Genomic DNA, 20,019 nt, shown 5'->3' with positions numbered 1-20,019 from the left:
CATGTACCAGCAAAGCCTCGCCGAGGTATTCGGCTTTCAGCAGTTGCGCGCCGGTCAGCGGCAGGTGATCGAGGCCGTGCTGGCCGGACGCTCGGCGGCGGCGATCTTCCCCACCGGCTCGGGCAAGTCGCTGTGCTACCAGTTGCCGGCGTTGCACCTGCCGCACCTGACCCTGGTGGTGTCGCCGCTGCTGGCGCTGATGCAGGACCAGCTGGCCTTTCTCGCGCGCCACGGCATCAGTGCCGCCAGCATCGACTCGGCGCAGAGCCGCGAGCAGGCCGCCGAGGTGATGAACCGCGCCAGGTCCGGCGCGCTGAAGATCCTGATGATCTCGGTGGAGCGCCTGAAGAACGAGCGCTTCCGTAACTTTATCGCCCAGGTGCCGATCTCCCTGCTGGTGGTCGACGAGGCCCACTGCATCTCCGAGTGGGGCCACAACTTCCGCCCGGACTACCTGAAGTTGCCCGATTACCAGCGTCAGTTCGCCATTCCCCAGGTGCTGTTGCTGACCGCCACCGCCACCCCGCAGGTGGTGGCCGACATGCAGCGCAAGTTCGCCATTGCCGCGGACGATGTGGTGACCACCGGCTTCTACCGCGCCAACCTCAACCTGCTGGTCGAGCCGGTCAGTGGCGCGGACAAGCGCCGTCGCCTGGTCGAATGGCTGGTCGCCAGGCCCGGCCAGCCGAGCATCGTCTATGTCACCCAGCAGAAGAGCGCCGAGCAGGTCGCCGAGCACCTGAGCCGCCAGGGCGTCCCGGCCAGCGCCTACCATGCCGGCATGGCCCATGAGGCGCGCGAGGCGATTCAGCGCCAGTTCATGGCGGGGCGGATCAACTGCATCGTCGCCACCATTGCCTTCGGCATGGGCATCGACAAGCGCGACATCCGCAACGTGGTGCACTTCGACCTGCCCAAGTCGATCGAGAACTACAGCCAGGAGATCGGCCGCGCCGGACGCGATGGCCTGGCCTCGGACTGCCTGGTACTGGCCAATCGCGACAGCCTCAACCTGCTGGAGAACTTCGTCTATGGCGATACCCCGGAGCAGGGGGGCATTCGCCGGGTGCTGGACGAGCTGCAGGCTGCCGGCGAGGACGGCCAGTGGGAACTGATGCTGGGGGCCCTCAGCGAGCGCAGCAACATCCGCCCGCTGCCGCTCAAGACGCTGCTGGTGCAGCTGGAGCTGCGCGGCATCATCGCCCCGCGCTACGCCTACTTCGCCGAATACCGCTTCAAGTACCTGATCGAGCCGGCGGACCTGCTGGCCCGCTTCGAGGGCGAGCGCCGCCGGTTCGTCGAGGCCCTGGTGGCCAGCGCGCCCCGGGCGCGCACCTGGTGCACCCTGGATTTCGAGGCGCTGTACCGCCAGCATCAGGCCGAGCGGAGCCGGGTGGTCAAGGCGCTGGACTATTTCCAGGAGCAGGGCTGGATCGAGCTGGAAAGCAAGCAGATGACCGAGGTCTATGCCCTGCTCGAGCCGCAGTTCGAGGCGTCGGCGCTGAGCGCCGACCTGCACCAGTACTTCCGCCAGCAGGAAGGCAGCGAGATCGCCCGCATTCACGCCATGCTCGGGCTGTTCGAGAGCGGGCAATGCCTGAGTCGGCGCCTGGCCGGCTATTTTGGCGACGCCCAGGCGCCGCAGCGCTGCGGCCACTGCTCCGTGTGCCAAGGCCAGGTGGCTCAGCTGCCGCAGCCACCGGCGTTGGCGGCGCTGGAGGGGCAGGATCTGCAGCGCCTGTGCAGCGACCTTATCCAGCGCCACCGGCAGGCACTGGGCGAGGCGCCCAGCGCCGAATGCCTGACCCGTTTTCTCTGCGGTGTCAGCGCGCCGTTGCTGACCAAGCTCAAGGCGCGCAGCCTGCCCGGGTTTGCCGCGCTGGAGGCCTACCCCTACGCCGCGGTGCGCGACTGGGTGTTGGCCCAGGTGCCGGCCCAGCCGGACTAGTCCGTCGCGCCGCCCGTCCCGCGGGCGCGGCGCGCAGCCCGACCCTGGTCCAGGGTCCAGGCCACCAGCTGGCGGGTCAGCTCATCCCCAGCCTGGCCGAAGGCCGTCACCATCGCCGCCACCGAGCGTTCGGCCGCCGCCTGGCGCACCACGAAGCGACGGCTGGCGAGGATGCGTCGGCTGCCGGCCTGCACCAGGCGCGCTTCCAGGTGAATATGGGCCTGCGGTTGGTGGCCCCGGTACTCGCCGTGGAAGGCGCGCAGGTCGCTGTCCAGCAGCAGGTCGGCGCGCAGGCCGCTGCCGTCGCCGCTCACCGCGGCCAGGCGACCGTCGTCGCGAAAGCCGTCGAGCAGGCGGTCGCGCAGCAGCAGGGTGGCGCGGTCGACCCAGCGCGTGCCCTGGTAGGCGCTGAGGCGGTCGCCCTGGGGCAGCACGGCGATCCGCGTGCTGTCGAGCAGGGCGCTGGCGGCGGGGGTGTTGACCCGCAATGCCCAGTCGAGCGGCGCGCCACGCTGCACCTGGCCGGGCAGGGCGCTGGCCGGCAACCGATAGAGCGCCAGGGGCTCGCTCTCGGGCAGCAGCGTGCAGGCGCCGAGCAGGCCGCCCAGCAGCAGGATGCCGAGCAGGCGCTTCATGGCTGGTACTCCTCGATCCGTTCACTGCGCAGCAGGTAGCCGGCGGGGTCCTGCTCCAGGCGCCGGGAGAAGGCGCGCAACGCGCCGAGGGTATCGCGCAGCTCGCTGATCGCCGGCCCCAGTTCGCCGAGCCCCTGCAGGCCGCTGTCGAGCGCCTCGCGGTTGTCGCTGAGCAGGCGATCGAGGTTGCGGCTGCTGCGCTCCAGCGAGGCCATCAGGCGTCCGGCGTTGGCCAGGGTCTGGCGCCCCTCGCCGTCGAGCAGCTGGTGGGCGCTGCGCATCAGTCTCGCCGTCTCTTCGCTGGCGGCGCCAAACTGCTGCAGGCTCTGGCGCAACTGGTCGCGCCGCTCGGCGACGCTGGCGGTGGTCTGTTCCAGGTGCTCGAGGGTGCGGGATACGCGCTCGATATTGGCGTCGGAGAACAGCCGGTCGACGCGGTTGAGCAGGCGGGTGAGGGTCAGCAGCAGGTCGTCGCCATTGGTCATCAGGCGCGCCAGCGGTGAACGCTCGGCGATGATCTCGGGCGGCTGCCCGCCGCGACCCTCGAGTCTGGGGCTCTGCGGGGTGCCGCCAAGCAGCTGGATCACCGCGATACCGGTGATCCCGGTGATCGACAGGCGGGCGCGGGTGTCCCGCTTGATCGGCGCCTGGCTCAGCACGCGGATGCGCACGCGCACCTGGCGTGGGTCGACGGGGTCGAGGTCGAGGCTGGCCACCTCGCCGATGGTGATGCCGCTGTACTGCACGGCGCTGCCCTTGGACAGACCGCTGACGGTCTCGTCGAAGATCACCACGTAGTCGCTGAGTTCCTGGTCGGCCGTGGACTTGTTCAGCCACAGGGCGAACAGCAGCGCCGCCGCCAGGCTCAGCACGGCGAACAGGCCGATCAGCACGTGGTGGGCGCGCGGTTCCATTCAGGCCCTCCCCGACACGCCGGCGGCGGCCCGTTCGGCCGCGCGTCCGCGCGGGCCGTGAAAGTAGTCGCGAATCCACGGATCGTCGTAGGCGGCGACCTGCTCCAGGCTATCGACCACCAGTACCCGCTGATTGACCAGCACCGCCACCCGGTCGCACAGGCTGTACAACGCGTCGAGGTCGTGGGTGACCAGCAGCACACTCAGTCCCAGGGCATCGCGCAGGGTGCGCAGCAGCTGGTCGAAGGCTCCCGCGCCAATCGGATCGAGGCCGGAAGTGGGCTCGTCGAGAAACAGGATTTCCGGATCCAGGGCCAGGGCCCGCGCCAGGGCGGCGCGCTTGATCATGCCGCCGGACAGCTCGCCCGGGTATTTTTTGCCGGCCTCCAGCGGCAGGCCGACCAGGGCCAGCTTGACCTGGGCCAGGTGCTCGGCCGCCGGCCGCGGCAAGCCGGCATGCTCGATCAGCGGCAGGGCGATGTTCTCGGTCACCGTCAACGAGGTAAACAGTGCGCCGCGCTGGAACAGCACGCCGAAGCGTCGCTCCATGCGCGTGCGCTGCGCCGGCGCCAGGCTCAGCAGGTCTTCGCCGAACACCCGCACGCGGCCGGAGGTCGGCCGGCGCAGACCGAGGATGCTGCGCAGCAGCACCGACTTGCCGGTGCCCGAGCCGCCGACCACCCCGAGCACCTCGCCGCGCAACAGCTGCAGCTGCAGGTCCTGGTGCACCACCTGCGCGCCGAAGCGGTTGCACAGGTCGTGCACGTCGATGATCACCTCGCCGCTCACCAGCCCATCTCCATCAGAAACAGCGCGGCCACCGCGTCCAGCAGGATTACCACGAAGATCGACTGGACCACGCTGGAGGTGGTGCGCTCGCCCACGGACTGGGTGCTGCCGGTGACCTTGAAGCCCTCCAGGCAGCCGATCACCGCGATCAGGAAGGCGAACAGCGGGGCCTTGGCCATGCCCACCAGGAAGTGCCTCATGGCGATCTTCTCCTGCAGGATGGCCAGGTACATGGTCGGCGTGATGTCCAGGGTCAGGGCGCAGACCACGGCGCCGCCGAGGATGCCGCTGAGCATGGCGACGAAGGTCAGGATCGGCAGGGCGATCAGCAGCGCCAGCACCCTGGGCAGCACCAGCAACTCCAGGGGGCTGAGGCCGAGGGTGCGGATCGCGTCGACCTCCTCGTTGGCGCGCATCGAGCCGATCTGCGCGGTGAAGGCGCTGGCCGTGCGCCCGGCCACGAGGATCGCGGTGAGCAGCACGCCGAACTCGCGCAGGAAGGAGAAGGCCACCAGGTTGACCGTGTAGAAGCTGGCGCCATAGCCGGCCAGCACGGTGGCGCCGAGAAAGGCCACCACCGCGCCGACCAGGAAGGTCAACAGGGCGACGATGGGCAGGGCATTGAGCCCGCTCTGCTCCAGGTGCACCACGAGCGAGGTGACGCGCCAGCGGCTGGGGCGCCAGAGGCTGGCGAGCAGGGCGGCCAGGGTCAGGCCGATAAAGCCGAGCAGGGCGCCGCTCTGCCGCCACAGGCCCTCCAGGGCGGCGCCGATGGTGCCGAGCAGCTCGTGCAGGGTCGAGGGCCGGCGTGCCGGCGCCGCGGGCGCCGCGCCGGCCATGGCCTGACAGACCACCTTGAGCAGGGCGCGGCGTTCGTCCGGCAGTCCCGGGGCGCTGGTTGCCAGTTCGACCAGGCGCTGACTGCCGAGCAATTCCACCAGCAGGGCGGCGCCGGCGGTGTCGAGCGCGCCCAGACCTGCGAGCTCTACCGCCGCGTCGTCCGGCACGCTGCCGCGCAAGGCCAGCACCTGGGGTTGCAGTGCGGTGTAATGGGGCAGGGTCCAGTCGCCGCCGATCTGCAGGCCGGGGGCGGCGTCCCTGCCGCGCGACTGACACGGGGTGATGTACGGGGTGGCGCTCATAGCCCCAAGCTTAGTTCGCGGCCGTCACCTGCGACGGATCGGGAGCCGAGGACGCCCGAATAGCTAGCCAGCGGTCTTGGCCGACGGGGCTTGCTTCAGGCCCGACTCGCGCCGCGCTCACCCGATTGTGGGACTTTGCGGGCGATTGCAGGTCGGTCATTCTGCGTGACGTGCTTCACGAACGTGGTGAAGGCACCGCCCCGCCTACTGAACCGCCAATGGAAGAAAGGATTCGACCATGAAAGAGCAACGCAAACTCCCGGCGCTACGCGCGCACATCGACCAACTGATCGGCAAAGGCTGGGTCATCGCCGGCCGCAATCCCCTGGCGCTGCGCAAGGGCCGCAAGAGCTGGGTGGTCAACCACGGCATGCTGATCAGCGAAGACCTCGCCGCCTAACGTCCCCCACCCGAGCGCTGACGCCCGCGGGCGTATCGCCGGCTCTGACGCCTCAGCGCTTGCTTGCGTCTGAGGCGGAACTCGTCCCGCAGCGTCCGCACGACCTTCCAGACACCGACGCATGAGCCCCGTCACGGCGCCTGCAGAGGATGCCGGCTTCGCTGGGGCGAACATTGACCGTGCAATTCGAACAAAAAAGGGCACGCCGCTGGCGTGCCCTTTTTTGTTGGCGCGGCGCTCGTGGGCGGCAAAGAGTCCGTTGGGGGCGGTCGATGCACTGCGCGTTTCCAGGCAGTTGGGGGTCGACTTCAGACATTCGCGCCACGCGTTGCAGCGCTAGCGTAGCCGGGTGCTATTTCAGCCCGACAACCTTGGAGCAGACATGCAACCTATCACCGTACTTCGCGACACCACCCCCGTCCCGGTCATCGATGCCTGCAAGTGGGAGCGCATCGGCGGCGATCCGCACACCGTCAACCTCAATGCCTACACCTCCGAAGACGGCAAGAAGATCATGGGCACCTGGATCTGCACCCCCGGCAAGTGGCGGGTCGCCTATGACAAGTGGGAGTACTGCCACTTCCAGGAAGGCTACTGCATCATCACCCCGGACGGTCAGGAGCCGATCCACCTCAAGGCCGGCGACATCTTCGTGGTCGAGCCGGGCATGACCGGTACCTGGGAAGTGGTCGAGACCGTGCGCAAGTACTTCGTCTTCGCCTGACCCGCTCTGCGCTTCGTACCAGTGTTTTTTGCCCGCCGTTGCGGGCTTTCTTCCCACCGCCTCAGGGATGGGCCTGGCGGTTCTCGGCTGCCAGGGATATCAGCTACTCCTGGTGTGCTCACTGGGCGTGCGGCGTCAGCTTGCATCGACCGCCGCGCGCACTTTGACGTTCACGTAGGCGGTCAGCGCAGTCTTGAGTTCTTCGATCAGGGCTGCGCGTTCGGCCGGTTCCGCGCGGTCGAACTGGGCAATGATGCCCCGCGTGATCTCGCTCATGATGATCAGGGTTTGACTGAGTGAGCGCGCGGTCAGGTGCGGCGCAGCATCCTTCAGCGCGCGCTCGACTTGTTGCAGGAGGCTGTCGCGCAGACCGCTGACGAGCCCTTCGAACTCGCTGTTTACCGGGCTGCCGGCGAACAGGCAGACGAACCCGGCTGAGCGGCCCTGGATGGCGGCGATGCCATCCACGAGCCGGGCGATGAAAGGCCCGAGATCCTGGAGCCGAGTGGCTTCTACAGAGGCCAATTCCTGCGCCAATTGCTCAACGTCCTCCTGCAGCCGCGCAACCAGCGCCTGTACCAGAGCGTCCTTGTTCGGAAAGAACTGATAGATCGTACCGACCGGCAATCCCGCGCGCGCCGCCACCTGCTTGGTGGACAGGGCCTCGTAGCCGATGTCCCGTAGCAGTTCTCCGGTGGTCAGGAGGATTTTTTCCACGCGAGCCTTGCTGCGCTCCTGTTGCGGCCGTTTTTCCATCTCGTTCCCTCTGTTCTGGAGGTTGCGCGTTGACAACATGAAACCTCGTTCATATATTGCTTACGTGAACCGTTGTTCATGTTTTGCATTTTACCGCCACAGCTATCCGGAGTGCACTATGAAATCAATTGCAGGTGAAATCGATACCCCGGCGCTGGTGCTCGACGCGTCGGCGTTCGAGCGCAATGTCAGCCGCATGGCGGAGATTGCGGCGGCAGCGGGGATTCAGCTGCGGCCCCACGCGAAAACCCACAAGAGCGTGGAGATAGCCCGCGCCCAGCTTAAGGCCGGCGCGGTGGGGATCTGCTGCGCCAAACTCGGCGAGGCGGAGGTGCTCGGCGATGCCGGCATCCAGGGCCTGATGGTCACCTCACCCGTGGTGACGGCGAACGGCATTCGCCGGCTGGTCAGCCTTAATCAGCGGGTCGAGGGGTTGTCGGTGGTGGTCGATGACCTGGCCAATCTGCATGGCCTGGTTGCCGAGTTGGAGGACCAGGACAAGCCGCTGCGCGTGCTGATCGATATCGACATCGGACAGGAACGCACCGGCGTCAGGTCGCATCGCAAAGCCCTGGAGCTGGCTGCCGCGATCGAGGCCTGCCGCCACTTGCAACTGGTTGGGGTGCAGGGGTACGCGGGGCATCTGATGCATGTCGAGGACAGTGACGCCCGTGAAGTGCTGGTCAAGCTGGCGATGACGGAGTTGCAGGGCTACGTCATGGTCTTGCGGGAGCAGGGTCATGCGCTGCCCATCGTGACAGGCGGGGGCACCGGTACGTTCGAGTTCGACATCGCCGCGGGGGTGCTGAGCGAGTTGCAGACCGGCTCCTACGTGTTCATGGACACTCAGTACCGCGAGGTGCAGCGCCCCGATGGCGCGCAGTGGCCGTTCGAGCAAGCGCTGTTCGTCTACACCAGTGTGATCAGCGTGAACAACGATGGTTGGGTGACAACCGATGCAGGCCTCAAGGCCTTCGCGACCGATGGGCCCAACCCGGAAGTGTGGTCCGATGAGCTGCGGGGCAGCGACTATGCCTTCTTCGGTGATGAGCACGGCATGCTGATAGTCGAAGAGGGCACCCCGCGTCCGCAGCTAGGCGAGCTGATCGTCTGCGCGGCGCCCCATTGTGATCCAACGGTCAACCTCTACAGCGATTACCACCTGGTGCGTGACGGCGAGTTGCTGCGTACCCTGCCGATCGATGCCCGCGGGCGCTCAGCGTGAGGGCATCAGCATGACCATTACACGTCGCCTGATGGTGCGCCTGAGCCGGGGCTTGCTGCATCTCGCTGCCTTCCTGTCCCGGCGGCCCTCCTGGCAACCCATTTCCGACCGGTATCTGCAGATGCTGGCGCGCAAGGTCATCAAGGCCAGCGCCATTACCCCGGCGCGGGATCTGCACGAGCTCGGGAAACGTTGGCAGCTGGGGTTTTCCAGTATCGAAGACCATCCGATCATCGCGGTCACCGACGACACGGTGTACGCCGAAATCAGCACCGATTGCCCCTTGCGCGGCAGTGCCGACACCGCGGCGTGCTATCGCATGATGGAGTACGACCGCACGCTGCTTGAACATATCGGTGGCGAGTTCGTTGTCCTGCGCTCGCAGGCCCAGCCCGGCGTCAGCCGTTGCCAGGTTGCCATGCGCCGGCGCGGCGCCGACATGAGCGACCTGATACCCGCACATATCAACAACCCTTCCCACTAGACCAAGAGGTCACCATGGACTTTATCAGCATGCGTCAGAAGCTTTTTGACATGGCCGCACAACATAAGCCGATCGAGGGTTGTATCGCGATGCGGGTCGGTGCACTGGGCACCATCTATTGGGACGGCACGGGAGCGGTGCCGGTGTTTCACGAAGAGGAATGTGAGGTCGCTGCGGTTATCACCACCGACGCCCTGTCCTTCGAGAGGCTGGTTACGCGAGTCAGCAAGGTTAAGCCGCTGTTTCTGCTTGGCAAGCTCAAGGTGCAAGGGAACATGCAGTTGGCGATGCGGGCCGCGGAAATGTTCTGAAGGCGCGCGGCTGGCCAGCCTGTTGGCGCCCCGGTATCTGCGTCGGGAGGTGCGATTGCCTCGATGGGCTCAATGCCGGGGCGCACAGGCGCCCTGTGTGACCACGAGATATTTTCCCGGAAGGGGCGTTAGTCCTAGCTTACTTGGCAGGTTTTTGTTAATCATGGAGGCGTCGGTGTTTGTAGGCCGATTGCATCTGGCTAGAGCCGTGCGCTGCATTCCCACGCAGCCGGCGCCGCGACAGGAGGGCATGCAATCGACTGGAGCTCCGGCCCACGCAGTACCTCGAACGAACACCCAGGTCAAAACGAGGAAGCCCTATGCAAGTACAAGTGAACATCCATCAGATCGACGGTGACGCCCGACTTCAGAAGTGGATAGGTTCGACCCTGACCGACAGGCTCGAGCGCTACTCCGATCTGCTTACCCGCATAGAAGTGCACATCAGCGACGAGAATGCCCACAAGTCCGGGCCAGACGACAAGCGCTGCCAGATCGAGGCCAGGCCCAAGGGGCAGCAGGCCATTTCGGTGACCCACAAGGCCCAGGATCTGGAGCAGGCGGTGGACGGCGCCGGCGAAAAAATGCGCCACGCCCTCGAGCACCTGGTCGGCAAGCTCGAAGCCAGGGCGACTGCCCCGCGCAGCCTCAACAGCGCCAGCGAGGAGCCTGTCGATGCCCTGCTGCAGGAAGAGTTTCTGGCCAAGCAGGAAGAGCTCGACAGGGTTTAGTCTGTTCGGCCCGCCTGACCCATTCAACTGATTGATCACGAGGGGTTCCCATGCAGATGGGAACCCCTCTTCAGTTGTGCCTGCGCTTCGGGCGCTGCTGCATCTACCGCCTCTCGGCGAATCTGCCGCGGCGCATCTTCAGGGCTTACGGCTTTAGAACCAGGCGGATCGGCTCTAGCAGGCTTCCGGCAGCGGCTGACTGAGTAGCCCCACGATCTCATCGGCGGGACGCGGGCGACTGAACAGATAGCCTTGCAGCAGGTCGCAGCCCTCGCTGGTGAGGAAGTTCAGGTGAGCCTGGTCTTCCACGCCTTCGGCGACCACCTGCATGCCCAGCGAATGGGCCATGGTGATGATGGCCGAGAGGATCACGCCGTTGTTGTTCTCCTGCAGGTTGAGAATGAAACTTCGGTCGATCTTGAGGATGTCGATTGGCAGGGTCTGCAGGTAGCTCAGCGAGGAGTAGCCGGTGCCGAAGTCGTCGAGGGCGACCTTGACCCCCAGGTCGCGCAGTTCGTGGAGATTGGCCAGGGCCTGTTCGCGGCCCTGCAGCACGGCGGTTTCCGTCAGTTCGATGTACAGCTCGTCGGCACCCAGCTGATACTGGCGCAGCAGGCGGGCGACCTGGCGGGCGAAGCCTGGCTGGGCCAGTTGCACGCTGGACACGTTGACCGCCATCCGCAAGTCCGCCGTCTGGTCTTGCTTCCAGGCGGCGAGCTGGCCGGCGGCTTGCTCGAGCACCCACTGGCCAATCTGCAGGATCAGGCCGTTCTCCTCGGCCAGCGGGATGAACTGATCCGGCGGAACCCTGCCCAGCTCCGGGTCGTCCCAGCGGATCAGCGCCTCCACCGACTTGATGCGCAGGCTGCGGCTGTCGACTATCGGCTGGTAGTGCAGGTGGAAGTTGCAGGACTCCACCGCGCTGCGTAGCCGCTGGTCCAGGAGCACCCGCTCCTGGGAGCGCTCGGCGATGGCGCTGGAGAAAAACTGGTAGTTGCTCTTGCCGCGCGTCTTGGCCTGGTACATGGCCAGGTCGGCATGCTTGACCATATCTTCCACGCTGTTGCCGTCCTCGGGGTAGATGGCGATACCGATGCTGCAGCCGACATAGCATTCGCTGCCGTCGAGGTCGATCGGCTCGGCCAGCGCGTTGATGATGCGTTCGGCCACCGGGCCCGCCAGCTGGTCGACCTCCGGATGGTTGAGCAGCAGGGTGAACTCGTCGCCGCCCAGGCGCGCCATGTCGCGACTGACCTCGATGCCCACCGGGCGGCTCAGGTAGTCGTAGCCGCGCAGGTTGGCCTGGAAGATCTCCGTCACCTTGATCAGCAGCTGGTCGCCCGCCGCATGGCCCAGGGTGTCGTTGATGTGCTTGAAGTTGTCCAGGTCGAGAAACAGCAGGGCGAAGCGGCTCTGGTGCTGGCGGGCCTGCTCGATTTCGCGGCGCAGGGTCTTGATGAACATCAGCCGGTTGGGCAGTCCGGTCAGGCTGTCACTGAATGCCAGGTCGCGGATCCGTTCGTTGGATTGGTACAGGGCCAGGCTCATCTGGTTGAAGGAGCGACTCAGTTCGCCGATCTCGTCCGCGCTCTGCACGGTAACCTGCACCAGCTGTTGCTGCTGGCCGAGCGTCGCCAGGGCGTTGTTGAGACGCTCCAACGGCCTGATGAACTGGCCGCGCAGCACCAGCAACAGCAGCGGCACGGACAGGGCGATGGCCCCCAGGCAGATGAGCAGCACCAGGTTGCCGATCTTGCGTGATTCGTTGAGCAGAACGGTTTCGGGAACCAGTAGATGAATCCACAGGTCGTCGGTCAGGCGCCTGGCCTGATGCTGATAGGCCTGGTCGGCAAGGCGGACCTGGCGCTCGCCTTCGGACGCCGAGGTCAGGGCCGCCAGGGTGGACGGCTGGAGCAGGCCGGAGTCCTCGAGCTCTTGTGATGCGGCCAGAGGCCGGCCTCGGGCGTCGCTCAGGGCAATGCCGCCCTTGGGCCAGGGCGAGGGCGTCAGGGTGCCCAGCAGCGCTTGCAGGCTGACGGTCAGGCTCAGGTAGCCGCGCAGCTGCGGAGTGGCGTTGTAGGAGTCGAGCGACGGGTCGATCATGCGCACTGCGTGGGTGGCGTAGAGCGCTGGCTGTCGATTGTCCGGGTTGATGGCGATCTGCGTCAGGGTGTCCTGGGGCGCGCGTTGAATGGCGAGGAACAGCGGCGTGCGACCCTCCTCCTCGGTGAGGTTGGGCAGGGCGCCATCGTCGACGCGCAGGTCTTCGAAGCCGTCGGGCAGCAGCACACGAATCTCGTAATACTGCGGAAAGACCCGCTGAATGCCGCGAAGCTTGCGCTGCAGGGGGCGCTGCAGCAGCGCATAGCGCTCGGTCGCATCCCCGGCCAGCAGGTATTTCTGCAGCAGCGGGTCTTCGGAGAACAGCAGCACGTTGGCTGTGGCGCTGCGGATCTGCTGCTGCAGTTGCGCGTCGAAGCGCTCCAGCAGCAGCTGGGTCTGCTGATCGGCCCTGCTGCGGGCGCTGTCCTTGAGTTCGACAAAGGCCAGCAGCCCGACCAGCAGCAGCGGGGCGGTGATCAGGGGCACCACCAGCAGGGGCAGGCGTGTACGCAGCTTCATGATGGCCTCATGTGACCCGGGCTTGCGGGTTCAGTGGTGCGCGCGCCTAGTCCAGAACGTCGGCAATGATCTGGTTGCGCAGGCGCTGGGCGCGCGCCGGCTGGGGCGCATAGGCCTCAGAGGTGGCCAGGCTGGCGGCATCGGGATAGACGATCGGGTCGCTCAGCATGGCCTTCGGAAGCAGGGCCTGGGCCGCGCGGTTGGGCGAGGCGTAATGGGAAAACAGCGCCAGGCGGGCGGCCTGTGGCGGCTCGTTGATGAAGTTCAGGAAGCTGTAGGCCAGGTCGACGTCCCGGGCCTTGCCGCCCAGGGTGAAATAGTCGACCCAGAGGTTGCCGCCTTCGCGCGGCACCACGTAACGCAGGTGCGGGTTGTATTCCTTGAGCATCAGCGCGTCGCCGTTGTAGATGATCGTGGCGACGATCTCGCCGCTGAGAATGGGTGAGTGCTCATCGAGGGAGATGGAGTCGTAGGTGCGCACATGGGCCTTCTGCTCGCGCAGCAGCGCCTGGGCGGCCTTGAGCTGCTCGGTGTCGCTGCTGTTGAGCGAATGGCCGAGGGCCTTGAGGCTGGCGCCGATGATGTCGCGGCCGTCTTCGAGCATGGCGATCTTGCCCTGCAGTTCCGTTGCCGGGCGGAACAGTTGCAGCCAGCTGGTAATGGGCGTGCTCACCAGGTCGCTGCGGTAGAGGATGCCCAGGGTGCCCCAGAAGTAGGGGACGCCGTGCGTGTGCGCGGCGGCAAAGGCCTGCTGCCAACGCGTTTCGAGATGCTTGAGGTTGGGCAGCCGGGCAGGGTCCAGTGGGACGATCCAGCCGCGCTTGGCATAGCTGGCCAGGTCGCTGCCGGCGACGAGGATCAGGTCGTAGCCTTCGCCGTCGTTCTCCATCAGCAGGCGGGTGCGGTCATCGTCGGAGCTGTAGAGGCTCTCCACCACCTTGACCTGGTGCTGTTGCTCGAAGGCGGTGACCACTTCGGGGGCCAGGTAGTCGCCCCAGTTGAGAATCGTCAGCTGCCGCTGGCTGGCCTGGCCCAGCACTGGCAGCAAGAGGAGGCAGGTGCTCAGGATGAAACCCAGGGGATGGCGTGCTTGCATGCTTGGAATTCCCTTTTAAGCCTGTCAGCGTTGTTCAAGCCTAGCCGTGTTTTTGGCACCTTGGTCCTTTGCACGGAGTATTCTCGTGCAGAGAAGCCGTGACGCAGTGGCCTTCGCCCGGGTTTCGCCGGCATGACCTCGCAAGAGCCGAGCGGAGCGTCCACCTCGAGGGCCTGCGGCGGCGTCTATCCAGACCTGGGGAGCCAGCATGCATTCATTCAGTTTCGCGACCACTGCCCGGATCATCTGCGAAGCCGGCGCGGCCCGCCGTCTGGCGGCGCTGTGCCAGGGGCGCGGCGCGCGTTCGGTGCTGATCGTCACCGACCCCGGCATCACCCGCCTCGGCCTGTTGGCCGAGGTGCTGCCGGGGTTCCTGCAGGAAGGGATCACCGCCCAGGTGTTCGACCAGGTCGCCGCCGACCCGCCGGACGCCGTGGTGCTCGATGCCGTGAGACAGGCCCGGGCGCTGAAGGCCGAGCTGGTGATCGGCTTCGGCGGCGGCAGCTCGCTGGACGTGGCCAAGCTGGTGGCGCTGCTGGCCCATCCGCAGTGCCTGCAGGCCCTGGCCGATCTTTACGGCGTCGACCAGGCCCGCGGTCAGCGCCTGCCGCTGATCCAGGTGCCGACCACCGCCGGCACCGGCTCGGAAGTGACGCCGGTGGCGATCGTCAGCACCGGCGAAAACAGCAAGCAGGGCGTGGTCTCGCCACTGTTGCTGCCGGACCTGGCGCTGCTGGATGCCGACCTGACCCTCGGCCTGCCGCCGGCGGTCACCGCCACCACCGGCATCGACGCAATGGTGCACGCCATCGAGGCCTACACCAGCGTGTTGAAGAAGAACCCGCTGTCCGACCTGCTGGCCCGGGAGGCGCTGCGCCTGCTGGCCGCCAACCTCGACGAGGCGGTGGCCCACGGCGACAACCGCGAGGCGCGCCAGGCCATGTTGCTCGGCGCCTGCCTGGCCGGGCAGGCGTTCGCCAATGCGCCGGTGGCCGCGGTGCACGCCCTGGCCTATCCCCTCGGCGGCCATCTGCATATCCCCCACGGCCTGGCCAATGCGCTGCTGCTGCCCCATGTACTGGGCTTCAACGCCAGCGTCGCCGCGCCGCTGTATGCCGAGCTGGCGCCGCTGGTGCTGGGCGACAGCTTGCGCCCCGGCGATGCCATGGCGCAGACCGAGCAGTTCATCGGCGCCCTGGCCGACTTCAGCGCCCGCAGCGGCCTGCCGACCCGCCTGCGCGATGCCGGGGTGCCCGAAGCGCTGCTGGCGCAACTGGCGGCCGATGCCATGCAGCAACAGCGCCTGCTGGTGAACAATCCCCGTGAGATGACCGAGGCCCATGCCCTGGCCATCTACCAGTCCGCCTATTGAGGCGCGGGCGCCGTTGCCCCTGGGCTGCGCCCCGCGCACCCTCCATTGACCAGGACAGGCCATGAACCCACCCCAGCACCTGCGCCACGACTACCCGCACTTGCAGCCGATCCTTACCCGCTGGCACGACAACGACCTCTACGGCCACGTCAACAACGTGACCTACTACAGCTACTTCGACAGCACGGTGAACGCCTACCTGATCGAGGTCGGCGGCCTGGATATCCACCGCGGCGAGGTGGTCGCCTTCGTGGTCAGCTCCAGCTGCGACTACTTCGCCTCCATTGCCTTCCCCGAGCGCCTGGAGTGCGGCCTGCGGGTCGCCAGGCTGGGCAACAGCTCGGTGCAGTACGAGCTGGCGGTGTTCAAGCAGGGCGAGCAGCAGGCCTGTGCGGCGGGGCGTTTCGTGCATGTCTTCGTCGACCGCGCCAGCAGCCAGCCGGTGCCGATACCCGAGCGCCTGCGCGCTGCGCTGGCGGCCCTGCACCTCGCCGCAGCTTCCGCGTAGCAGGGCGGTTAGCCGGGCTGGGGGGCCGCCAGCTCGGCCAGGGCGGCGCGGCGGCCGCGCTTGAGGTCGACGCTGGCGAGGATCAACAGGCCGAGAATGAAGTAGCTGCCGGTGATCAGGATCGCCAGGCGATGGTCGCCGCCGGACAGCCAGTTGGTCAGGCCGTAGGTCATGGGCCCGAGGATCGACGACAGCTTCACCGCCTGGCCCCACAGGCCGAAGAACTCGGCCAGGCGGGTCGGCGGCGCCAGCAGGCCGACGATGGCGCGCCCGGCCGACTGGCTGGCGCCCATGCACAGGCCGGCGATATTCGCCGCCAGCCAGAACAGCGGCGGGCCTTCCGCGGCCAAGGCCAGGCCGATCATCAGCAGCCAGCCGAGCAGGGTCAGGGCCAGGGTCGGGCGATGGCCCAGGCGGTCCTGCAGGTGGCCGAACAGCAGCGCGCCGATCGACGCGGTGACATTGACCAGCAGGATCAGCAGCAGGGTGTCCTGGGTGGAGAAGCCCATGGCCTGATTGGCGTAGATCGCCGCCAGGGTGATCACCGCGGCGATGCCGGCCTGGTAGCAGACGGTGCAGGCGAGAAAGCGCAGCAGATCGCGGTAGCGCCCGGCCTCGCCCAGGGTGCGGGCGAAGCGCCGCCAGGCCACCCCGGCGTCGTGCCGCGCGCCGGGCTGCAACTGTGGCTGGCTGCGCTCACGCAGAAAGAGGAAGGTCGGCAGGCTGGCCACGGCGAACAGCGCCGCGGTGATCAGCATGCACACCGGTACGAACTGCGCCGCCGTCTGGCCCTGGGCCTGGGCCCAGGCGACATAGCCGAGGCAGCTGCCGAGGCTGACCAGACCGCCGATATAGCCCAGCCCCCAGCCCCAGCCGGAGACCCGGCCGATGGCGTCCTCGCGGGCGATCTCCGGGAGGAAGGCGGCGATCAGGTTCTCGCCGCAGCCGAAGCAGCAGTTCGACAGCACGATGAACAGCAGGGCCAGCCCCAGGGCGCCGGGCCCGGCCAAGGCGAGGGCGGCGGTGCCGGCGACGCAGCCCAGGGTGCTGTACAGCAGCAGGCGTTTCTTGCAGGCGAAGGCGTCGGCGTAGGCCCCCAGCAGCGGCGCGCCGAGGATGACCAGGGCGTAGGAGACGGCAAGGGCGCTGGTCCAGGCCAGGGTCGCCCAGCTGGCGCCATCGGCCACCACCGCGACGAAATAGGCGCTGAACACGGCGGTGATCACCACCGTGGTGTAGCCGGAGTTGGCGAAGTCGTACATCGCCCAGGCCCAGGCTTCTCGTCTCGTTACGCCGCGGGCGAGGCTGGCTGGCATGCTGGTGCTCCCTTGACTGCTCAGGTCAGGCAAGCCTAGCCGGGGCAGGCCGGCGCGGCGAGGGCGCCTGTGGCTATAAGCCCGGGCTTGTTATGGATGAGAGTTATTATCGCCACGGCCGGCAAAGGCTTATGGTGCTAAGGCGAGGGTGGTCGTCGAAGGCCGCTCGAACCTGAGGGGTCGCCGATGAGTCGCCTGCCTCATGCAACAGCCGCCAATAGGGACGCTCAAGGGACCGAGCAGAAGCTGCTGGCCATCGTCCGGCAGACCGTACTCGAGTTGCGCCCGCATGCCGCCGAGGAGGCGGCGATTCACCTGCACAGCGTCCTCGATCGCGACCTGGGCGTGGACAGCCTGGGCCGTGTCGAGCTGTGGTCGCGCATCGAGCGTGAGTTCGGCGTGCGCCTGCCCGAAGCGTTGTTCGCCACGGCTGATACGCCCCGCGACCTGCTCGAGGCCCTGAATGCGCAGACCGGCGTGGCGGCCGAGTCGGCGCCGCTTGCTGACGCCGACGGCGCAGCTGCGGTCGCGGACCTGGCCACGCCCGAACAGGCGCAGACCCTGATGGAGGTGCTCGACTGGCACGTGCGCCGGCATCCGCAGCGCTGCCATGTGCGACTTCTGGGCGACGGCGAGGGCAGCGACGACATCAGCTACGCGGCGCTGCAGCAGGGGGCCGAGGCGGTCGCGGTGGGGCTGCAGCAGCGCGGCCTGGAAGCCGGGCAGCGGGTGGCGCTGATGCTGCCGACCGGCCGCGATTTTCTCTTCGGCTTCTTCGGCATCCTCCTGGCCGGCGGCGTGCCGGTGCCCATCTATCCGCCGATGCGCCTGTCGCAGATCGAGGACCACCTGCGCCGCCAGGCCGCCATCCTCGGCAACGCCGAGGCCAGCATGCTGATCACCGTCAGCGAGGCCAAGCTGCTCGCGCACCTGCTCAAACCTCAGGTGCCGAGCCTGGGGGGCATCCTCAGCGTCGCCGAGCTGTCGGCGAGCCAGGGCAGCCTGCGCGCACAGCCGCGTCAGGCCGGGGACCTGGCCTTCCTGCAGTACACCTCCGGCAGCACCGGCCAGCCCAAGGGGGTGATGGTCAGCCACGCCAACCTGTTGGCCAACCTGCGGGCCATGGGCAAGGCGCTTAAGGTCGATGCCGAGGATGTGTTCGTCAGCTGGCTGCCGATGTACCACGACATGGGCCTGATCGGCGCCTGGTTCGGCAGCCTGTACTACGGTTTCAACCTGGTATTGATGTCACCGCTGGCCTTCCTCGCCCGTCCGGTGCGTTGGCTGCGCACCATCCACCAGTACCGCGCGACCCTTTCTGCCGCGCCGAACTTCGCCTACGAGCTGTGCCTGAGCAAGCTCGAGGCGCGCGACCTCGAGGGGCTCGACCTGAGCAGCTGGCGCCTGGCCCTGAACGGCGCCGAGCCGGTCAACCCGGACACCCTGCAGCGCTTCGCCGAACGCTTCGCCGCCTGTGGCCTGGCCCCCGAGGCAATGGCTCCGGTCTACGGCCTGGCCGAGGCCACCCTGGGCGTGGCCTTTCCGCCGCTGGGCCGCGGGCCGCTGATCGACTGGGTGCGTCGTGGGCCCTACCAGGCCAGTGGCCGGGCCCAACCAGTCGCGCCAGGGAGTGCGGATGCGCTGCGCTTCGTCTGTTGTGGCCGGCCGCTGCCGGGGCACCAGCTGCGGGTGGTCGACGGCCAGGGCGTGGAGCTGCCCGAACGCACCGAGGGCCATGTGCAGTTCAAGGGGCCCTCGACCACCGAGGGCTACTTCGCCAATGAGGCGGAGAGTGCGCGGGTGCGCCACGGCCAGTGGCTCGACTCCCTCGACCTCGGCTACATGGCGGGTGGCGACCTCTACCTCAGTGGCCGCGCCAAGGACCTGATCATCCGCGGCGGACGCAACATCTACCCTTATGACCTGGAGACCGCGGTCGGCAACCTGGACGGTCTGCGCAAGGGCTGCGTGGCGGTGTTCGGCAGCGGCGATGCGGCCAGCGGCAGCGAGCGCCTGGTGGTGCTGGCCGAGACCAACGAGCAGGACACGGCGGCGCGGCGCGCGCTGCAGCAGGCGATCAGTCGCGCGGCCCTGGACCTCACCGGGGTGGCGCCGGACGATGTGGTGCTGGCACCGCCGCACAGCGTGCTGAAGACCTCCAGCGGCAAGATCCGTCGCGCCGCCAGTCGCGAGCTGTACGAGCGCGGCGAGGTCGGTCAGCCGCGCCGGGCGGTGTGGCGCCAACTGCTGCGGTTGGTCGAGGCGGCCGTGCGGGCCCAGGCCGGGCGCCTGCTGCGGGCGCTCGGCGCCCTGCTCTACGCCGGCTATTTCTGGGCTCTGCTGCTGATCGTCGCCAGCCTGACCTGGCTGGCGGTGGCGCTGCTGCCAAGGCGCAGCTGGTGTCGCCGGCTGACCCGGGTGGCGGCGCGCGGCTTCCTGCGCCTGGCCGGGGTGCCGCTGAATGTCAGCGGCCTGGGCCAGTTGCGTCTGCCGGAGGTGCGGGTGCTGGTCGCCAACCATGCCAGCTACCTGGACGGGGTGGTGTTGTGCGCCGTGCTGCCGCCGACCTTCAGCTTCGTCGCCAAGCATGAGCTGGCCGAGCAGTTCGTCGCCGGGCGTTTCCTGCGCCAGCTCGGCACCTGCTTCGTCGAGCGCTTCGATGCCCAGCGCGGCGCCGCCGATGCCGAGGCCCTGGCCGCGATCCTGGACGCCGGCCAATCGCTGGTGTTCTTCCCCGAGGGCACCCTGAGTCGCGAGCCGGGGCTGCAGCCATTCCGCATGGGCGCCTTCGTCCTCGCCGCGCGGGCCGACGTGCCGTTGCTGCCGGTGGCCCTGGGCGGCACGCGCATGGTGCTGCGCGACGGCCAGTGGTTCCCCCATCGCGGCGAGGTGCGGGTCGACCTCTGCGGGCACCTGCTGGCGGACGGTCACGAGTGGCTGGATGCGATCAAGCTGCGCGACAAGGCGCGCGCGGTGCTGCTGCAGCGCCTGGATGAGCCGGACCGGCTGCGGCTGGCCAGCTGAAGCGAACAGACAGCAAAAAGCC

General features: G+C 67.7%; 18 protein-coding genes. 10 read left to right on the top strand and 8 right to left on the bottom strand.

Translation table 11 applies throughout. The annotated features are described in order from the left end of the window. Position 1: 1 nt before the first annotated feature. The gene (locus tag KDW96_RS10420) at positions 2-1,948 is read left to right on the top strand and encodes a RecQ family ATP-dependent DNA helicase (protein ID WP_255840337.1); all 1,947 of its coding nucleotides are present in this window, start codon (positions 2-4) and stop codon (positions 1,946-1,948) included. Here KDW96_RS10420 and KDW96_RS10415 read toward each other — a convergent pair. The 4 genes from KDW96_RS10415 to KDW96_RS10400 are packed head-to-tail and all read right to left on the bottom strand — an operon-like array spanning position 1,945 to position 5,428. After that, positions 1,945-2,583, bottom strand: a complete 639-nt coding sequence (locus KDW96_RS10415) for an ABC-type transport auxiliary lipoprotein family protein (protein WP_255840336.1) — start codon at positions 2,581-2,583, stop codon at positions 1,945-1,947. The genes KDW96_RS10420 and KDW96_RS10415 overlap by 4 nt on opposite strands. Then, on the bottom strand, positions 2,580-3,497 hold the full coding sequence (locus KDW96_RS10410; protein WP_255840335.1) for an MlaD family protein: 918 nt from the start codon (positions 3,495-3,497) through the stop codon (positions 2,580-2,582). The genes KDW96_RS10415 and KDW96_RS10410 overlap by 4 nt, the downstream gene beginning before the upstream one ends. Further along, the gene (locus tag KDW96_RS10405; RefSeq protein ID WP_255840334.1) at positions 3,498-4,286 is read right to left on the bottom strand and encodes an ABC transporter ATP-binding protein; all 789 of its coding nucleotides are present in this window, start codon (positions 4,284-4,286) and stop codon (positions 3,498-3,500) included. It abuts the gene before it with no gap. Continuing rightward, positions 4,283-5,428, bottom strand: coding sequence for an MlaE family ABC transporter permease (locus KDW96_RS10400; RefSeq protein WP_255840333.1), 1,146 nt, complete (start codon positions 5,426-5,428; stop codon positions 4,283-4,285). Before KDW96_RS10400 ends, KDW96_RS10405 begins: the two co-directional genes overlap by 4 nt. A 238-nt stretch (positions 5,429-5,666) precedes the next feature. On the opposite strand from KDW96_RS10400, the gene KDW96_RS10395 reads away from it, so the two are divergent. Together KDW96_RS10395 and KDW96_RS10390 are read left to right on the top strand one after the other, a co-directional pair. Next, a complete protein-coding gene (locus KDW96_RS10395; protein ID WP_255840332.1) occupies positions 5,667-5,828 on the top strand; it encodes a hypothetical protein in 162 nt (53 codons plus the stop codon). Positions 5,829-6,210: 382 nt separating this feature from the next. After that, positions 6,211-6,552 (top strand): cupin domain-containing protein, encoded by a 342-nt coding sequence (locus tag KDW96_RS10390; RefSeq protein ID WP_255840331.1) that lies wholly within the window; start codon positions 6,211-6,213, stop codon positions 6,550-6,552. A gap of 135 nt (positions 6,553-6,687) precedes the next feature. Here the strand turns inward: KDW96_RS10390 and KDW96_RS10385 are convergent, their stop codons facing one another. Further along, positions 6,688-7,347 carry a TetR/AcrR family transcriptional regulator gene (locus KDW96_RS10385; RefSeq protein WP_255840330.1) on the bottom strand — a complete coding sequence of 220 codons (660 nt, stop codon included), beginning with the start codon at positions 7,345-7,347 and terminating at the stop codon, positions 6,688-6,690. A 79-nt stretch (positions 7,348-7,426) separates the two neighbouring features. On the opposite strand from KDW96_RS10385, the gene KDW96_RS10380 reads away from it, so the two are divergent. The 4 genes from KDW96_RS10380 (at position 7,427) to KDW96_RS10365 (ending at position 10,059) form a co-directional block, all read left to right on the top strand. Beyond that, positions 7,427-8,533 (top strand): DSD1 family PLP-dependent enzyme, encoded by a 1,107-nt coding sequence (locus tag KDW96_RS10380; protein WP_255840329.1) that lies wholly within the window; start codon positions 7,427-7,429, stop codon positions 8,531-8,533. Positions 8,534-8,543: 10 nt separating this feature from the next. Beyond that, positions 8,544-9,017, top strand: a complete 474-nt coding sequence (locus KDW96_RS10375; protein ID WP_255840328.1) for a hypothetical protein — start codon at positions 8,544-8,546, stop codon at positions 9,015-9,017. 14 nt (positions 9,018-9,031) lie between these two features. Then, the gene (locus KDW96_RS10370) at positions 9,032-9,328 is read left to right on the top strand and encodes an SCP2 sterol-binding domain-containing protein (protein ID WP_255840327.1); all 297 of its coding nucleotides are present in this window, start codon (positions 9,032-9,034) and stop codon (positions 9,326-9,328) included. A 320-nt stretch (positions 9,329-9,648) separates the two neighbouring features. Next, positions 9,649-10,059: an HPF/RaiA family ribosome-associated protein gene (locus tag KDW96_RS10365; RefSeq protein WP_255840326.1), complete on the top strand. Its 411-nt coding sequence runs from the start codon at positions 9,649-9,651 to the stop codon at positions 10,057-10,059. A gap of 174 nt (positions 10,060-10,233) precedes the next feature. On the opposite strand, the gene KDW96_RS10360 is transcribed toward KDW96_RS10365, so the two are convergent. Next, positions 10,234-12,681 carry a putative bifunctional diguanylate cyclase/phosphodiesterase gene (locus KDW96_RS10360; RefSeq protein ID WP_255840325.1) on the bottom strand — a complete coding sequence of 816 codons (2,448 nt, stop codon included), beginning with the start codon at positions 12,679-12,681 and terminating at the stop codon, positions 10,234-10,236. Between the two features lie 46 nt (positions 12,682-12,727). Then, positions 12,728-13,777 carry a polyamine ABC transporter substrate-binding protein gene (locus tag KDW96_RS10355; protein WP_255840324.1) on the bottom strand — a complete coding sequence of 350 codons (1,050 nt, stop codon included), beginning with the start codon at positions 13,775-13,777 and terminating at the stop codon, positions 12,728-12,730. A 208-nt stretch (positions 13,778-13,985) separates the two neighbouring features. On the opposite strand from KDW96_RS10355, the gene KDW96_RS10350 reads away from it, so the two are divergent. After that, positions 13,986-15,149, top strand: coding sequence for an iron-containing alcohol dehydrogenase (locus KDW96_RS10350; protein WP_255840323.1), 1,164 nt, complete (start codon positions 13,986-13,988; stop codon positions 15,147-15,149). A gap of 61 nt (positions 15,150-15,210) precedes the next feature. Further along, entirely contained in the window at positions 15,211-15,657 is a 447-nt protein-coding gene (locus tag KDW96_RS10345; protein WP_255840322.1) for an acyl-CoA thioesterase, read from the top strand. An 8-nt stretch (positions 15,658-15,665) separates the two neighbouring features. On the opposite strand, the gene KDW96_RS10340 is transcribed toward KDW96_RS10345, so the two are convergent. Then, positions 15,666-16,973, bottom strand: coding sequence for an MFS transporter (locus tag KDW96_RS10340; protein ID WP_255840321.1), 1,308 nt, complete (start codon positions 16,971-16,973; stop codon positions 15,666-15,668). A gap of 186 nt (positions 16,974-17,159) precedes the next feature. Here KDW96_RS10340 and KDW96_RS10335 point away from each other — a divergent pair, with 186 nt between their 5' ends. Further along, positions 17,160-19,997 carry an AMP-binding protein gene (locus KDW96_RS10335; RefSeq protein ID WP_255840320.1) on the top strand — a complete coding sequence of 946 codons (2,838 nt, stop codon included), beginning with the start codon at positions 17,160-17,162 and terminating at the stop codon, positions 19,995-19,997. The last annotated feature ends 22 nt before the right edge of the window (positions 19,998-20,019 follow it).

Source organism: Pseudomonas benzenivorans, assembly GCF_024397895.1.
Taxonomy (GTDB): domain Bacteria; phylum Pseudomonadota; class Gammaproteobacteria; order Pseudomonadales; family Pseudomonadaceae; genus Aquipseudomonas; species Aquipseudomonas benzenivorans_A.
The sequence above is the reverse complement of the archived record's forward strand: the minus strand, read 5'-3'. Positions and strand labels throughout refer to the sequence as shown.

Bases quoted from the DNA above. Each gene is read 5' to 3' on its own strand.
- KDW96_RS10350 (WP_255840323.1), top strand. From the start codon at position 13,986: ATGCATTCATTCAGTTTCGCGACCACTGCCCGGATCATCTGCGAAGCC.
- KDW96_RS10390 (WP_255840331.1), top strand. From the start codon at position 6,211: ATGCAACCTATCACCGTACTTCGCGACACCACCCCCGTCCCGGTCATC.
- KDW96_RS10370 (WP_255840327.1), top strand. From the start codon at position 9,032: ATGGACTTTATCAGCATGCGTCAGAAGCTTTTTGACATGGCCGCACAA.
- KDW96_RS10340 (WP_255840321.1), bottom strand. From the start codon at position 16,973: ATGCCAGCCAGCCTCGCCCGCGGCGTAACGAGACGAGAAGCCTGGGCC.
- KDW96_RS10395 (WP_255840332.1), top strand. From the start codon at position 5,667: ATGAAAGAGCAACGCAAACTCCCGGCGCTACGCGCGCACATCGACCAA.
- KDW96_RS10415 (WP_255840336.1), bottom strand. From the start codon at position 2,583: ATGAAGCGCCTGCTCGGCATCCTGCTGCTGGGCGGCCTGCTCGGCGCC.
- KDW96_RS10345 (WP_255840322.1), top strand. From the start codon at position 15,211: ATGAACCCACCCCAGCACCTGCGCCACGACTACCCGCACTTGCAGCCG.
- KDW96_RS10375 (WP_255840328.1), top strand. From the start codon at position 8,544: ATGACCATTACACGTCGCCTGATGGTGCGCCTGAGCCGGGGCTTGCTG.
- KDW96_RS10365 (WP_255840326.1), top strand. From the start codon at position 9,649: ATGCAAGTACAAGTGAACATCCATCAGATCGACGGTGACGCCCGACTT.
- KDW96_RS10385 (WP_255840330.1), bottom strand. From the start codon at position 7,347: ATGTTGTCAACGCGCAACCTCCAGAACAGAGGGAACGAGATGGAAAAA.
- KDW96_RS10360 (WP_255840325.1), bottom strand. From the start codon at position 12,681: ATGAAGCTGCGTACACGCCTGCCCCTGCTGGTGGTGCCCCTGATCACC.
- KDW96_RS10380 (WP_255840329.1), top strand. From the start codon at position 7,427: ATGAAATCAATTGCAGGTGAAATCGATACCCCGGCGCTGGTGCTCGAC.
- KDW96_RS10420 (WP_255840337.1), top strand. From the start codon at position 2: ATGTACCAGCAAAGCCTCGCCGAGGTATTCGGCTTTCAGCAGTTGCGC.
- KDW96_RS10400 (WP_255840333.1), bottom strand. From the start codon at position 5,428: ATGAGCGCCACCCCGTACATCACCCCGTGTCAGTCGCGCGGCAGGGAC.
- KDW96_RS10335 (WP_255840320.1), top strand. From the start codon at position 17,160: ATGAGTCGCCTGCCTCATGCAACAGCCGCCAATAGGGACGCTCAAGGG.
- KDW96_RS10355 (WP_255840324.1), bottom strand. From the start codon at position 13,777: ATGCAAGCACGCCATCCCCTGGGTTTCATCCTGAGCACCTGCCTCCTC.
- KDW96_RS10410 (WP_255840335.1), bottom strand. From the start codon at position 3,497: ATGGAACCGCGCGCCCACCACGTGCTGATCGGCCTGTTCGCCGTGCTG.